Source organism: Endozoicomonas sp. ALD040, assembly GCF_049275945.1.
Taxonomy (GTDB): Bacteria; Pseudomonadota; Gammaproteobacteria; order Pseudomonadales; family Endozoicomonadaceae; genus Endozoicomonas_A.
In genome coordinates this window covers 6,688,728-6,704,581 of the sequence record NZ_CP184829.1, presented here as the reverse complement: position 1 = coordinate 6,704,581, position 15,854 = coordinate 6,688,728, and the positions used below count along the sequence as shown (strand labels likewise).

Annotated in this window: 11 protein-coding genes; 8 read left to right on the top strand and 3 right to left on the bottom strand. The window is 46.8% G+C overall.

Going from position 1 to position 15,854, the window contains the following annotated elements:
- The first annotated feature begins 114 nt into the window (after positions 1 to 114).
- The gene (rluD, locus tag ACOJUN_RS24790; RefSeq protein ID WP_422134504.1) at positions 115 to 1,071 is read left to right on the top strand and encodes a 23S rRNA pseudouridine(1911/1915/1917) synthase RluD; all 957 of its coding nucleotides are present in this window, start codon (positions 115 to 117) and stop codon (positions 1,069 to 1,071) included.
- Between the two features lie 64 nt (positions 1,072 to 1,135).
- Positions 1,136 to 1,876, top strand: a complete 741-nt coding sequence (gene pgeF, locus ACOJUN_RS24785; protein WP_422134503.1) for a peptidoglycan editing factor PgeF — start codon at positions 1,136 to 1,138, stop codon at positions 1,874 to 1,876.
- 42 nt (positions 1,877 to 1,918) lie between these two features.
- Here the strand turns inward: pgeF and ACOJUN_RS24780 are convergent, their stop codons facing one another.
- On the bottom strand, positions 1,919 to 3,559 hold the full coding sequence (locus tag ACOJUN_RS24780) for an alkaline phosphatase D family protein (protein ID WP_422134502.1): 1,641 nt from the start codon (positions 3,557 to 3,559) through the stop codon (positions 1,919 to 1,921).
- 215 nt (positions 3,560 to 3,774) lie between these two features.
- Here ACOJUN_RS24780 and ACOJUN_RS24775 point away from each other — a divergent pair, with 215 nt between their 5' ends.
- Positions 3,775 to 4,314 (top strand): MOSC domain-containing protein, encoded by a 540-nt coding sequence (locus tag ACOJUN_RS24775; protein ID WP_422134501.1) that lies wholly within the window; start codon positions 3,775 to 3,777, stop codon positions 4,312 to 4,314.
- A gap of 100 nt (positions 4,315 to 4,414) precedes the next feature.
- Here the strand turns inward: ACOJUN_RS24775 and ACOJUN_RS24770 are convergent, their stop codons facing one another.
- Entirely contained in the window at positions 4,415 to 5,053 is a 639-nt protein-coding gene (locus ACOJUN_RS24770) for a hypothetical protein (protein ID WP_422134500.1), read from the bottom strand.
- Positions 5,054 to 5,340: 287 nt separating this feature from the next.
- Between ACOJUN_RS24770 and clpB the strand changes: the two genes are divergently transcribed.
- The 5 genes from clpB to ACOJUN_RS24745 all read left to right on the top strand — a co-directional run bounded on the left by clpB (position 5,341) and on the right by ACOJUN_RS24745 (position 15,112).
- Positions 5,341 to 7,911: an ATP-dependent chaperone ClpB gene (gene clpB, locus ACOJUN_RS24765; RefSeq protein ID WP_422134499.1), complete on the top strand. Its 2,571-nt coding sequence runs from the start codon at positions 5,341 to 5,343 to the stop codon at positions 7,909 to 7,911.
- Positions 7,912 to 8,154: 243 nt separating this feature from the next.
- Entirely contained in the window at positions 8,155 to 8,958 is an 804-nt protein-coding gene (locus ACOJUN_RS24760; RefSeq protein ID WP_422134498.1) for a Cof-type HAD-IIB family hydrolase, read from the top strand.
- A gap of 284 nt (positions 8,959 to 9,242) precedes the next feature.
- Entirely contained in the window at positions 9,243 to 10,982 is a 1,740-nt protein-coding gene (locus ACOJUN_RS24755) for a hypothetical protein (RefSeq protein ID WP_422134497.1), read from the top strand.
- Positions 10,983 to 11,319: 337 nt separating this feature from the next.
- Complete coding sequence (locus ACOJUN_RS24750) at positions 11,320 to 13,044, top strand: hypothetical protein (RefSeq protein WP_422134496.1); 1,725 nt, start codon at positions 11,320 to 11,322, stop codon at positions 13,042 to 13,044.
- 835 nt (positions 13,045 to 13,879) lie between these two features.
- Positions 13,880 to 15,112, top strand: a complete 1,233-nt coding sequence (locus ACOJUN_RS24745) for a hypothetical protein (protein ID WP_422134495.1) — start codon at positions 13,880 to 13,882, stop codon at positions 15,110 to 15,112.
- 127 nt (positions 15,113 to 15,239) lie between these two features.
- On the opposite strand, the gene rnt is transcribed toward ACOJUN_RS24745, so the two are convergent.
- Positions 15,240 to 15,839, bottom strand: a complete 600-nt coding sequence (rnt, locus tag ACOJUN_RS24740) for a ribonuclease T (protein WP_317146564.1) — start codon at positions 15,837 to 15,839, stop codon at positions 15,240 to 15,242.
- Positions 15,840 to 15,854: the final 15 nt, after the last annotated feature.

The window sequence follows — 15,854 nt, the reverse complement described above, 5'->3', positions numbered from 1 at the left end:
TTTTTATTAACCTGTTCCGGTGCAGCATCTGGCCTTCGGCGGCTGAGATTTTTTGTCCGGGAGCAGGGTCGGGAATAATGCCCGCTCAGGCTCCTGTTACTTGAGAAGTAGTTAATGAGTGAGCGGATCAATCAGCAGGTCGTCGTACCTGATGAACTGGGGAGCAAGAGACTGGACCAGATTGCAGCCAGCTGCTTTCCGGACTTTTCCAGGGCACGCCTTCAGGAGTGGATCAAGAATGGCGATCTGCGAGTGGATGGCCAGAAGAAAAAGCCTAAAGACAAGCTGGTCGGTGGCGAGAAGCTGACTCTCAGCGTTGAAGTCGATGATGAAGAACGTTGGGAACCTGAAGATATTCCATTGAATATCATTTACGAAGATGATGCCATTCTGGTCATTAATAAACCGGTGGGACTGGTCGTTCATCCTGCGGCAGGAAATTACTCAGGTACCTTGTTGAATGGCTTGTTATATCATTATCCGGAGATAGCCTCTGTACCCAGGGCCGGAATCGTGCACCGTCTGGATAAAGATACTTCAGGACTGATGGTGGTAGCCAAAACTCTGGCCGCTCATACCGATCTGGTGGCTCAGCTTCAGGACCGAAGTGTCAGTCGAGAGTATGAGGCCGTGACTCAAGGTGTTATGACGGCGGGCGGGACGGTTAATGAACCCATTGCCCGTCACCCGACCCATCGTCTTCGTATGGCGGTGGTGCCCGGTGGCAAAGCCTCTGTAACTCATTACCGGGTTCTGAAGAAGTTTAATGCTCATACCCATGTCCGCTGTAAACTGGAAACGGGCAGAACTCACCAGATCAGAGTGCATATGAGCTATATTCGCTTCCCGCTGGTAGGGGATGATCTGTATGCTGGCCGTCTGAGAATTCCCAAGGGGTGTTCTGCCATCCTGGAAGAGACTCTGAGGAGCTTCAAACATCAGGCGCTTCACGCCAGAAAGCTGGGTCTTATGCACCCGGTGTCCGATGACTACATGGAGTGGGAAGCGCCCTTACCGGATGACTTTTCAGCGCTTCTGGAAGTATTAAAAGAAGATGTTAAAGAGTCCTGAGCAGGATTTGCTGTTTTATGAGTGAACTCATGCTCCCAGGGCGTTGCAATAGAGAGAACTGAACATGTCTGAAGATCGTTACCTGCTCCCGGACTGGTCTGCGCCAGAAGGTGTCAGGGCTTTTGTCACCCTCAGAACCGGCGGGTACAGTCAGGGAGCTTTCAGCAGCTTCAATCTGGGGCTGCGGTCTGGTGATGATCCTGATGTGGTAGCAAAAAACAGAGCATTGCTCGACGACCATTATCAATGGCGGTACAGGCCGCAGTGGCTCAAACAGGTTCATGGTACTGATGTAATAACGGCCCAGCCGGATAACTCAGAAAGAGAAGGTGATGCGGTTTGGACAGATAAGCAGGGGTTACCCTGTGCCGTCTTAACTGCAGATTGTCTTCCGGTTATTTTTTGCAACTCGTCCGGCACCCGTGTTGCCGTTTCTCACGCCGGTTGGAAAGGGCTTCAGGCTGGTGTACTGGAAGCCACAGTTAAAGCTATGGGCGATGAGCCTGGCCAGGTGATGGCCTGGTTGGGTCCAGCTATCAGTCAGTCTCATTTTGAAGTGGGACCTGAAGTTCGCGACGCTTTCCTGAATTCTGATCCGCAAATGGAAACGGCTTTTATTCCCGGTCAGGGTGATCGCTGGTATGGGGATCTCTATGAACTGGCAAGGCTTCGGTTACATAAATTGGGTGTAACAGAAGTTAGTGGCGGCAATTTCTGTACTTATAAGGAAAATGACCGTTGGTTCTCTTACCGAAGGGATGGCGTCCAGTCCGGACGTTTAGCCACAGCGGTCTGGATTGAATAAGCAGGAAGAGCTCTCAATGAGAGTTCTTCCTGTCATTGACAGCTAGCTGTAATAGCGCTGCCTCAGTCCTTCAAATAAATTGGCCAGATCAGGCGCTGGTGCAGGTGACTCTGCGGGAGCGCTTTCTGACCAGGATCTGTGGATATGATTGGCATCATCATTCTGCTTATAAACTCTCTTCAGGTAGTGGTTGTAGTTTCTGCTGGCAACAGTGTCTACATGATACCAGTGGGCTTTCGTTCGACTATGAGTGATATCCAGCAGCACATAGCCTTTCTCGCTCTGGTTGGTCCATTTAAGGTTTGGCAGAGCACCGTCAAGGGCCGCTGACGCTATTTTGGCAAGACCCGTCTTTTCAGAAAATCCGGATGTAACTGCGGGGGTTCCAAATTCTCCACCCAGTGCGCCAAAACCTGAAATCCGTCCGTAGTGAGGGAAGCGCGGTTCAGGTGCCAGATCAAATGCCCACGAGCTGTGAGTATCACCGGTCAGTACCATCAAGTTATTAATGCCCTGATTTTGAATATGATCAAACAGACGCTGTCGGGATGCCTGATAACCATCCCATTGATCCATAAGGATAGGAAGGTCCGGATTGAGAGTGAGCTGTGACATCATGACCTGCTGTCCCAGTGCCCGCCAGCGAACCCCTTCATTCATGGATTGACTTAAGCCATTATGCAACCATTGTTCCTGATCTGCTCCCAACAGGCTTCTTGATGGATCTTTAGCGGCTTTGGCATTCAATGGCAGAGCCTGCCGGTCTCTGCCAGTCAGTCGGGTATCCAGCATAAAGAGATCCATCAGGTCACCAAAGCGGAACCTTCGATAAATGGTTCTTTGTCCAAACTGGTCAACAATGCCACTCTCTCTGATAGGCATCCATTCAAAGTAAGCCTGAATTGAATCATTGCGGCGTGATTCCCAGGCTCCTTCACCCAGGTTATGGTTTTGAGCTCCACCTTGCCATGAGTCATTGGCGGATTCATGATCGTCCCAGACGCAGATGAAAGGATGCTGACGGTGAACTTCCTGCAAATCCGGATCGGATCGATACTGGGCGTAGCGTTGTCGGTAGTCCTGAAGTACTGTTATTTCTTTCGCAGGAATCGGGTTCCGGCCAAGGCCGTTGTTTGTCCCATAACCACCAGGACCATACTCATAGATGTAGTCTCCAAGGTGCAGTACGGCATCCAAATCAGGTCTTCGGGCTATTTCCCGGTAGACGTTAAAGTAGCCCGCCGGGTAGTTGGAGCAGGAGCAGAATGCCAGTCGCAGACTGTTCAGGTGGCCTTCTGGCAAGGTTCGTGTTCTGGCCACCGGCGAAGGTTTTCCATTGGAAAAGAATCGGTAGTAGTAAACAGTGCCAGACACCAGACTGTCTGCATCAACCTTAACGGTGTAGTCAACATGTGGTCCGGTAACGCCTTCGCCGGACCGGACTATCTGGTTCATCTGCGGGTCAAGGGCCATTGCCCAGGAATAGGGAACGATAGCCTGTTGAAAGTCCGGGTCTGCATCGGGTGTGATCCGGGTCCAGAGGATCACTCTATCAGCCAGAGGATCGCCACTGGCTACTCCGTGCTGAAAAGGTTGGTGGCTGCTCGCAAACGTCTTGAGCAACGGCAATGTAGCAATCCCCAGGGCGGCTCCCTGAAAGAAACGTCTTCTTGTTATAGCCATATTCAATCCATGACAGGTGTTTTTTAAAATTGTCATGGCAGGATAAAAGCGCAATGTGTCAGTATGAAGAAGGTTTGTTGACAAAGTCTGAGAAAGAGCAAAAATCAAAATGGGTTGTTAATCAAAAACCAAAGCCGTTGATCTGATCTGTTGTCGAATGTCTGTTTCGAGTGATTCATGGCTGACGAGATTTCGTAGCAGGGCTGGCTTAAAAAATGAAACTCACTGCGATCTGCATTGGTAAAACGAAGCGTCATAAAATACGTGGCCACGATGTCACAACGGCTTACCTGAAGTCTGAAGTGCGGGGTTCGGTAAAGGTTCATGCCAGTGGTATTGAGGGCAATGAGGTGGCAGTTCATAACGATCACATCTACGCCGTTTCAACAACCACTTATGATTACTGGAAAGATCGTCTGGGTGGCAACGATGAAGACTGGCCAAAGGGTCGTTTTGCCGAAAATCTTATCATAGACGGACTGGACGAGGTCGCCCCCAGCCGACCCAGAAGTGCCTACATGCACGAGACTCTGGCGGTCGGAGACAGCTTGCGCGTGTCATCTCCCCTGGGTCAGTTTACCCTTGCTCGTGGCAACCCAAAACCTGTCGTTTTGTTTGCGGGCGGGATTGGCTTGACCCCGCTTCTGGCCATGCTGAAAGCACACACTTCTGTCAAAAACTACCCACCTGTATTTTTCTTTCACGCCGTTCAGGATGGCCTTCATCATGCTCTGCTGTTCAAGACCCGGTTCTGAAAAGGTCACAATCACGCTGCCCTTGAACACAGACAATGGTTTTGATCCTGTTGAAGACTGATGGCAACCTGTCTCGACGTCCAGCTATACCGGTTTGGGTTCAGCGATAGAGCTCTTGATATTTTTTAATTATTCCTGATCGATAGTCAACCGAGTATACCCTGAACTTATCTGAAGAGGTGCTGTAGGCGGCCTCTGGACAATAGGAAAAGCCTGCCAGTGCGCCATCCTGGTCAAATATTGCAACAGTGTTATTGAAGTACCAGTGCCGCAAACTTGCAGGCAGGTGATTGTTCAGGGAGAGTATGTAGGATTGTCTGGTGATGTTAGGTTTTAACCAACGCTTTTGCCATTGCCAGTGAACATCATTCCAGTCTCCGGTCATTGCAAGACACTTCCAGAGAGGCGTCCACCAGATTGGGGTTGCCTGTTTGGAAACTTTGGCAATGCTTTTATTTTCCGGGTGCTCTTCTAAAATGATCGTTACTATCTGTTTCTCATCAATGTTTTTTTTTGGGCTTCTACCTGATTGCCAGTCATGTTGATTGAAACCTTCCCAATAACTGAGTTCCTGCGGGCTTCTGTAGATGGTGTAATTGCCAAATCCACCGTGTTTTGCGCAAGGAACTGAAGTGGTGACCTCTTTCTCTCCTGTTACAACGCCAAGACAAAAGCCGGTCGAAGAAAAGCCATCGTAAATGACAACGAGACTATCTTCCGGGTTGGGGGAGGTTGCCATTGCCTGAAAAGAAAGGGCGAATAGAAATGAAGATGTCAGAAAAAACCTTGCATACAACGGATTAGATGGGACTGGCTGACGTTCTTTATTGTTTGGGTTCCATAACTTTTTCATAATATTGAAGACTATCTCGGATTAAATCAAAACCTCTCAATCTAGCAGACATCAGGATATTAGCCAGTTCACGGGGGGCAGGAAAGCCAGCTCTTGAAAAGATCGATTCTGCCGCAATATAGGATTACAGAAGCAGCCCTATCGGCAAGTAATAAAACGCGGGAGAACTCACTATGCGAGCAGACAGACTGACCAGTAAGCTGCAGTCCGCATTGTCAGATGCTCAGTCACTGGCTGTTGGTAAGGATCACAATCAGATAGAACCTGTCCACCTGTTAATGGCGCTGCTTAATCAGCGGGGTGGTTCTATCAAGCCTCTTTTGAGTCAAGTGGGCTTTAATTTGCAGCAGCTGGCTGATGAGCTCGAGAAGCTGCTTGATCAGGTTTCAGTCATTAATAATCCAACCGGCGATATTCAACCGTCACAGGAAACCATTCGCTTGCTTAATCTGGCCGATAAACAGGCTCAGAAAAGGGGGGATCAGTTTATTTCCAGTGAAACTGTCCTTCTGGTGATGATGGACGGGAGTTCGTCAGTTTCCCGTGTCCTGAAAGGGCAGGGGGTGAGTCAGCAGGCTCTGGAAAATGCCATCAACAATCTCAGGGGAGGCGAATCCGTCAATGATCCCAATGCTGAAGATAATCGCAATGCTCTGGCCACCTACACCATTGATCTAACTGAGCGTGCTGAAGCAGGCAAGCTGGACCCTGTCATTGGCCGGGACGATGAGATAAGACGCATTGTTCAGGTGCTGCAACGCCGTACCAAAAATAATCCGGTGATTATTGGCGAGCCCGGTATTGGTAAAACTGCCATTGTGGAAGGGCTGGCTCAAAGAATTATCAATGGTGAAGTGCCTGACGGTATCAAGGGTAAAAGGCTTTTGTCGCTTGATATGGGGTCGTTGATTGCCGGGGCCAAATTCAGGGGTGAATTCGAGGAGCGCCTGAAGTCGGTACTCAATGAGCTGTCCAAACAGGAAGGGCAGATCATCCTGTTTATTGATGAGCTCCACACTATGGTAGGTGCCGGTAAGGCAGAAGGTGCCATGGACGCCGGTAATATGCTTAAACCCGCTCTGGCCCGGGGTGAACTCCATTGTGTTGGAGCGACGACACTGGATGAATACCGGCAATATATCGAAAAAGACGCAGCGCTGGAGCGTCGATTCCAGAAAGTACTGGTGGATGAGCCTACAGAAGAAGACACTATTGCTATCTTGCGTGGTCTGAAAGAGCGTTATGAGGCCCACCACGGTGTTGACATTACCGACCCGGCCATTGTCGCTGCCGTAAAACTCTCCCAGCGCTACATCACTGACAGGCAACTGCCCGATAAGGCCATCGATCTGATTGATGAGTCAGCCAGTCGTATACGGATGGAGATGGATTCCAAGCCAGAAGAAATGGATCGCCTGGAGCGTCGTCTGATTCAACTGAAAATCGAACGGGAAGCACTTAAAAAAGAAGACGACAACGCATCCAAAGAGAGGCTGGTACTCTTGGATACAGAAGTGGGCCGCCTTGAGAGAGAGTACTCAGACCTTGAAGACATTTGGAAGGCCGAGAAAGTCGTCCTTCAGGGGTCTCAGAAGTTACGGGAGGAGCGTGAGCAATTACTCATTGCCCTGGAAGCTGCACAGCGTTCTGGTGATCTCGCCAAAATGTCAGAAATTCAGTATGGCCAGCTTCCCGAGCTGGAAAAGAAGCTGGCTGAAGCGGATGCTGCCAAGTCAGGTGGAGAAACCAAGCTGCTTCGCAACCGGGTCACGGATGAAGAAATTGCTGAAGTGGTCTCTCGCTGGACTGGAATACCTGTTTCCAAAATGCTGGAAGGTGAGCGTGAAAAGCTCTTGAAGATGGAAGACGCACTTCATGGTCGTGTAATTGGTCAAGACGAAGCAGTAGTTGCTGTTTCTAACGCTGTACGCCGCTCAAGAGCAGGCCTGGCCGATCCCAACCGACCTAATGGCTCCTTCATGTTTCTTGGGCCAACCGGTGTGGGTAAGACAGAACTTTGCAAAGCGCTGGCGGCATTTCTGTTTGATACAGAAGACGCTATTGTTCGCATCGATATGTCCGAGTTTATGGAAAAACACTCTGTTGCCCGCCTGCTGGGAGCGCCTCCCGGCTACGTGGGGTATGAAGAAGGGGGTTATCTGACAGAGGCTGTTCGCCGTAAACCCTATTCGGTGGTGTTGATGGATGAAGTAGAAAAGGCTCACCCGGACGTTTTCAATATTCTCTTGCAGGTATTGGAGGATGGTCGTTTAACTGATGGCCAGGGAAGAACGGTAGACTTTAAAAATACTGTGATTGTCATGACTTCCAACCTCGGCTCTGATGTTATTCAGACCATGCAGGGTGAAGATTTTGAAGCATTGAAATCAACGCTTATAGATGTAGTGGGAGCTCACTTCAGGCCTGAATTTGTCAACCGTGTCGATGAGCTGGTGGTCTTTCATCCCCTGACAGAGAGTCAGATAGAAGGCATTGCGGCTATTCAGTTAAGCCGACTGAACAAACGTCTTGCGGAAAATAGTCTGTCCCTGGAAGTTTCTGATGAAGCAATGAAAAAACTGGCTGAAGTGGGCTTTGATCCTGTGTACGGAGCCCGTCCGTTGAAACGGGCCATACAGCGCAGTATCGAGAATCCTCTGGCAGAATCCATACTGTCAGGTCAGTACTCTCCCGGTGATGTCATCAAGGCAATACTTACAGAGGGTGAGATTACGTTTGAGTAATGCTCTTCAGTCGAGGCCGCTATCCAGCGGCTTCCTTTTTTTGTTATTCCTTCAGGGTTAACCCCTCTGCGTGTAGCAGTCTGGGGATAGTTAGCTCATTAACTTTCGTAGATGCGCCTATTGCCATAAAGTGAGACAAGTGTGCATAATTACAGGGGCTAAGCCACCTGTTTTGTCTGTTCATCACTGTGTCATGAAATAGCATCAGGATACAGATAAAACGTACTCTCTTATGAGGTATACATGTATCCCGTTGTTGTCTCAGACCTTGATGGTACCCTTCTTAATGACCAGCACCAGCTGGCACCTCGCACCAAAGAAGTTATTCGTCGTTTAAGCAATCAGGGAATCCGTTTTGTTTTTGCCACGGGCAGACATTACCTGGATGTTGAAGAGATAAGAGCACAGCTGGACATCGATATGTTCACCATTACTTCTAATGGCGCACGAGCACACAACCCCAAGGGAGAGACGATTGTCAGTCATGATCTTAATCCCAGGTTTATTCAGCCCTTAATTGCGCTTGGCCGTCAATACAGTGATACCGTTTTTTTGAGTGTGTACAGCGAAGATAAGTGGTATGTCGAGCAGCATCATGAAAGCTTGTTGGAGTTTCATAAAGACACAGGCTTCAGCTACACTGTGCAGGATCTGGATACGATTCCTGTCGACAAGATTATCAAAGTGTTCTTTGTAGCCAAAAAGCATGATGAGTTGCTTGATCTTGAGCGGGATATTCATGAAGCCTTTGGTGACTCGGTGAATATGGCTTTCTCTCTGGATACCTGCCTTGAAATCATGGCGCCAGCGGTGAGCAAAGGTGCAGCTCTGGAAGAAGTCATGAAACTCAAAGGTCTGGAGCCCAAAGACGCAGTAGCTTTTGGTGACGGCATGAACGACGTTGAGATGTTACAGGTGGTAGGCAAAGGACTGGTTATGGGGAATGCGACAGAGCGTTTGAAAGCGAAACTGCCTGATCATCAGGTGATTGGCCAATGCAATGATGATGCTGTGGCTCAATACCTCGAAAATCATTACCTGAATTGAGTTGCGAACAAGCTCACCGGTGTCCCGGTGAGCATTAATCAATGCCTTTACGAAATTCTTTCGAAACAGCCAAAAAGCACTGAAAATCATTATCAAAAGTCATGTTTTGGCTAGCTCTGACTGGAATCTCAAGTTCCACTTGTGATATTGCGGTAAATGCTCAAATTGTGTTCATTTCTAACGCGAGCAAATTTCTCGAACGATTTAAATATCCCGGAGTCAGGTAAATCTGAGTTTCTTGTCTAGAATAATTTCTTCATTTCTATTTCAAGCTCAGGTATCTCATGACTTTTGTTTTTATTGTGCCTATCTTGCTTTTGTCGTGTAGTAGTCAGGCTTCAGTTCCTCTCGCTTCATCTTTCGTTTCCGGCGACAGTGTCGAAGCAATTCTTGCTTCTTTCTTACCTGATCCCATTCGTCTACCAAAATCTGACGTTGCCCAGCTGTTGCTGTTACAAAAGGGTAAAAAAGGCTCGATAATCAGTTTGCCTGTCTCTGAAAGGGATCGGCTGCAGCCGAATAAAGGTACAACGTTTACTGGCTATCCATTCGAATTAAACCGTTATGGCAATGAAAACAAGGAACAGTCTAAAACCGGGGGTAAATCTCCGCCACCGCAGCAAGAGCAACAAAGCAAAAAGCAAAGCGAGAAAGGGCAGGGCGGTTCTGGCTCTTCTGGCTCATCAGGCTCTGGTGCCGCATCAGCATCAGCTTCCGGTAACGATGAGAGTCATGCCAGGCATCTTGAAAAACTGAAAGAAATCCTCAAAGCCGCTGAAAAGTCATTGAAAACAATGGATCAGAAAAAAAATATTGATGAGTTTCATGCAGAATTGAAAAGATTGTATGCGGAATCCCCCGATATTTTGAAGGAGAAGGGCTCCCTGGAGAGTGGTGAACACCGTTGGAAAGCGATTTTGAGGTTGCTTAAGCTTCATTTTCCCAACAAGATGGAAAAAGGTGAAATGTCACACGTTTTACTTGAATATCCTGGTCTAGCGAGCCTGCCAGAAGAAGTGATCAGATTTTTTGCCAGACAGAAGCTGACAGAACCTGCATTAGCTGAAAGTTTGCCCAAACAGTTGTTAGTTGACAGCATTGTGGATGCTGCCAGCCCGTCAATCCTGAGGTATATACAAGCTCATCTGGGCTACCCCTATTGTCTTCAGCAGCTGATTGGGCTATTTATAACCCAGCTGTCTTTAGTGGCAACGGGTGAATCTAAAGAGTTTATTTTTCAGGATCATACAGGGGGGCAAGTTAGTGTTTTTTCTATCCGGAAAAATGCTAAAGGACGTTATCGTGTTTTTGTCGTTGATGGTTTAAGTGTTGTTAAGCGTTGCTACGAAGATCAGGTCTATTCATCTCTACCACATTTTGTCATTTTCGCTTTGGCACTGGCTTTAAAATATCATGGCTTTACTGATTCCCGATTTTACTTCCTGTCTCAACGTCAGGCTGGTGACTTTGGCTCTGAATCATTCATGCTGCACGACCTGGAAACATTGTTGCAATCCCCTATGGTGACTGGTAACGGTTATTATGCGGATAAAGAACCTATTCCTAATGACAAAGTAGCCATGTTTTCGTTGCAAATAACATTTGACGAGAGTGCTGAGCAACTCGGTCGATTGCGAGTCAATGGGGAGATTAAGTATTTTACGGACACAGCAGATAAACCTGAACTTAATGCACATGACCTAAGCACCCTTATTATTATGTCGTTGCAAACCTGGGTTACAATGGGGCTGGAACCAGATTTGTTTAAATTTTATCAGTTGCGTCAGTTTCCTCAGAGGTTTGCACATCTGACCCAAGGGCAGCAGCGACTAAAGCGATTGCTTGAGAAATTCCCTGAAGAACGGCAAAAAGAGGTGGAACAGGTAGTTGATGAAACACGGGGCTTGTTGTCTGGCGATGATGGAGTCTGCAATAACAATGCTAATCTGGCTGCTACCCTGCTGTGGATGAAAATGAACATTGAGTTGCTGGAAATGAACAACCGTCCCGGGCAGGAAGAATAAACAAGATATCCGTAAGTTCACCATCATCGGTTATGATCAATTTCATAGCATGAAATTAACTCAACCTTCGTGATTTGTTCAAGTAGTGGCCATAAGCAGCTCTCACAAAAAATCCGGTACCGCTTCACCTGCCACTCAGGTGTCCAAAGTCGTCTTTTAGCTAACTCTGAGACTGGACATCTCAGATTCTGCTTGTGATAGTGGGATAAATACTCAAATTGTACTCATTTTTAACCTGAGTGAATTTTTCGAACGATTTAAATATCATGGAGTCAGCAAAATCTGAGTTTCTTTTCTAGAATGATCCTTTTATCTTTACTTGAAGCTCCGGTATTTTATGACTATCGTCTTTATTCTGCCTGTCCTGCTTTTGTCGTGTAGTAGTCAGGCTTCAGTTCCTCTCACGTCATCATTCGTTTCCGGCGACCGTGTCGATGCAATTCTTTCTTCTTTCTTACCTGATCCCATTCGTCTACCAAAATCTAACGTTGCTACTCTGTTGCTGTTAAAAAAGAGTAAAAAAGGTTCAATAATCAGTTTGCCTGTCTCTGAAAGGGATGGGTTGCAGCCGAATAAAGGTACGACGTTTACTGGCTATCCATTCCAATTAAACCGTTATGGCAACGAAAACAAGGAACAGTCTAAAACCGACGGTAAATCTTCGCCACCGCAGCAAAAGCAACAAAGCAAAAAGCAAAGTGATAAAGAGCAGGGTTCTTCTGGCTCTTCAGGCTCCGGTGCTGCATCAGCATCAGCTTCCGGTAACGATGAGAGTCGTGCCAGGCATCTTGAAAAACTGAAAGAAATCCTCAAAGCCGCTGAAAAGTCATTGAAAACAATGGATCAGAAAAAAAATATTGATGGCTTTATTGCAGAATTGAAAAGATTGTATTCGGCATCCCCTGATCTTCTCGAGGAAAAGGGGTCACTGGTGAGCAGGAAATACAGCTGGAAAGCGATTCTGAGATTGCTTAAGCATCATTTTTCCGACAAGCTGGAAGAAGGTGAAATGTCGCACGTTTTACTCGAATATCCCGATATTGAGGGCCAGCCAGAAGAATTAATCAGATTACTTGCCAGAGAAGTGCTCCCGGAAACTGAATTACCTCAGGAGGTGCCCAAAGAGACGTTAGTTCACTTCATTGTGAATTCTGTCAATCCGATAACTCTATGGTATATGCAAACTCATCTGGGCCATCCTCAGTGTCTTCAACAGCTGCTTAGGTTATTTATAACCCAGCTACCGCTAATGGCAAAAGGTGAATCTAAAAAGTTTATTTTTCAGGACCATACGAGTCACATTAACGTTTTTTTTATCCGGAAAAATGCTAAAGGGCGTTATCGTGTTTTTGTCGTTGATAGTTTAAGTGTTTTTAAGCGCTACGACGAAGGTCAAATTTATTCGCCCCTGGCACATTTTGTCACTTCAGTTTTGGCACTGGCGTTAAAATATCATGGCTTTACTGATTCCCGGTTTTACTTCCTGCCTGAACGTCAAGGTCCTAACCTTGGCAGTGAGTCATTCATGTTGCACGACCTGAAAACGTTGTTGGAATTCCCCATGTTGGCTGGTAACGGTTATTATTCGGACAAAGAACCTCTTACTAATGACAATATGTTCAGGTTTTTTTTGAACATAACGTATGATCCGGAAGGTGAGCAACTCGGTCGATTGCGAATCAATGGGGAGATTAAGTCATTTACGGACACAGCAGATAAACCTGCAATTGCTACGCATGACCTGAACACCCTTATTCTTATGTCGCTCCATACCTGGACTACAACGGGTCTGGAACCAGATTTGTTTAAATTTTATCAGCTGCTTCAGTTTCCCCAGAGGTTTGCACATCTGACCCAAGGGCAGGAGCGACTGAAGCGATTGCTTGAGAAATTCCCTGAAGAACGACAAAAAGAGGTTGACCAGGTAGTTGATGAAACACGGGGCTTGTTGTCCGTCAGAGGTGGAATCTGCAATAACAACACTAATCTGGCCGCTATTCTGCTGTGGATGAAAATGAATATTGAGTTACTGGATATGAACCCTCCTGGGCAGGAAAAATAAAAAAGATTTCAGGAAATTCGCCATCAATGGCAATGATCAATTTTATACCATGAAATTAACTCAGCCTTGATGACTTGTTTGAGCGGTTGCCATAATCAACTCTCTCAAAAAATCCGGTAACGCTTCACCTGCCACTCAGGTGTCCAAAGTCGTCTTTTAGCTAACTCTGAGACTGGACATCTCAGATTCCGCTGGTGATAGTGGGGTAAATACTCAAATTGTACTCATTTTTAACCTGAATGAATTTCTCGAACGATTTAAATATCATGGAGTCTGCAAAATCTGAGTTTCTTTTCTAGAATGATCTTTTTATCTTTTCTTGAAGCTCCGGTATTTTATGACTATCGTTTTTATTCTGCCTGTCCTGCTTTTGTCGTGTAGTAGTCAGGCTTCAGTTCCTCTCACTTCATCATTCGTTTCCGGCTACAGCATCGATGCAATTCTTTCTTCTTTCTTGCCTCCCATTCGTCTACCAAAATCTAACGTTGCCCCGCTGTTGCTGTTACATAAGAGGAAAAAAGGTTCGATAATCAGTTTGCCTATCTCAGAAAGGGGTTGGCTGCAGCCGAATAAAGGTACGACGTTTACTGGCTATCCATTCCAATTAAACCGTTATGGCAACGAAAACAAGGAACAGTCTAAAACCGACGGTAAATCTCCACCACCGCAGCAAGAGCAACAAAGCAAAAAGCAAAGCGATAAAGGGCAAGGCAGTTCTGGCTCTTCAGGTTCCTCAGGCTCTGGTGCTGCATCAGCATCGGCTTCCGGTAACGATGAGGGTCATGTCAGGCATCTTGAAAAACTGAAAGAAATACTCAAGGCTGCTGAAAAGTCATTGAAAACAATGGATCAGAAAAAAAATATTGATGACTTTAATGCAGAATTGGAAAGACTGTATGCCAAATCCCCCAATCTTTTGAAGGAGAAGGGTTCCCTGGAGAGCGCTGGATACCGTTGGAAAGCGATTCTGAGTCTGCTTAAGCATCATTTTCCGGGGAAGCTGGAAAAAGGTGAAATGCTACACGTTTTAATTGAATACCCCAAGCTAGAAAGCCTGCCAGAAAATTTAATCAGATTATTTGCCGGACGTGCGTTTCCGCAGCTTGTTTTACCTGAAGGGATGCCCAAAGAGTTATTAATTGACACGATTCTGGATGTTGCTAGCCCGTTAACTCTGAAGCTTATGCAAACTTACATTGGCTTCCCTCAGTGTCTTCACCAACTGGTTGGGTTGTTTATAACCCAGCTGCCATTGATGGCAATAGGTGAGACTAAAAACTTTATTTTTCAGGAGCAAACAGGCCATGTTAACGTTTTTTCTATTCGAAAAAATACTGAAGGGCGTCATCGCGTTTTTGTTGTTGATAGTTTAAGTGTTTTTAAGCGTTACTACGAAGATCAAGTTTATTCGAACTTGGCGCATTTTGTCACTTTAGCTTTAACACTGGCGTTAAAATATCATGGTTTTACTGACTCCCGGTTTTATTTCCTGCCTGAGCGTCAGGCGAGTGGCTTTGGCTGTGAGTCATTCATGCTACACGATCTCGCAACATTGTTGGAAGCCCCCATGTTAGCTGGTAACGGTTATTATGCGGACAAAGCCCCCCTTAGTAATGACAATATGGTGAAGTTTTTTTTGCAAATAATGTATCAGGTGGATGCCGAACAACTTGGTCGATTGCGACTCAATGGGGAGATTAAATATTTTACAGACGCAGCAGATAAACCGGCATTTGATACCCATGACCTGAACATCCTTATTATTATGGCGCTCCGGGCTTGGGAGGTGTCTGGGCTGGAACCGGATTTGTTTAAATTTTATCAGTTGCTTCAGTTTCCCCAGAGGTTTGCACACCTGACCCAAGGGCAGCAGCGTCTAAAACGGTTGCTTGAGAAATTCCCTGAAGAACGACAAAAAGAGGTGGACCAGGTAGTTGATGCAACACGGGGCTTGTTGTCCGGCAATGGGGGAGTCTGCAATAGCAACATTAACCTGGCTGCTACTCTGCTGTGGATGAAAATGAATATTGAGTTGCTGGAAATCAACCAGCCCGGGCAGGAAGAGTAAACGGAATATCCGGAATTTCGCCATCAACGACTATTCACATCATGAGATTAACTCAGCCCTGATAATTTGGTCGAGTGGTTGCCATAAGCCACTCTCTCAAAATTCCGGAAACGATTTATAAGCCTCTTTATAACCAGCCGCCCAGATCCTTCCAGCGGTTGACGATAGAGCAAAATAGCTCGGCAGTTTTCTCTGTGTCATAACGGGCAGAGTGGGCTTCACCCTTGTCGAAATGAATCTCTGCGGCCTCGCAGGCTCTGGCCAGCACGGTCTGCCCGTATGCCAGTCCGGACAGGGTGGCTGTATCAAAGCAGGAGAAGGGATGAAAAGGGTTGCGTTTGATATCACAGCGCTCTGCTGCGGCCATCAGAAAGCCAAGGTCAAATGATGCATTATGACCCACCAGCACTGCCCGGTTACAACCCTGTTTTTTAACTTCCTTGCGCACTGTTTTGAAGATACCGTTCAGTGCCTGCTCTTCTTCTGTGGCAATGCGAAGCGGGTGGAAGGGATCAATACCGATAAACTCTATCGCCGCCTGTTCAATATTGGCGCCTTCAAATGGTTTGATATGGAAAGACTGAGGCTTACCGGGGTGCACATAGCCGCTTTCATCCATTTCAATGACCACAGCTGCAATTTCCAGCAGGGCATCGGTGGCGGAATTGAAACCTCCGGTTTCTACATCCACCACAACAGGCAAAAAACCACGAAAGCGGTTGGCCATCAAATGGCTATCATC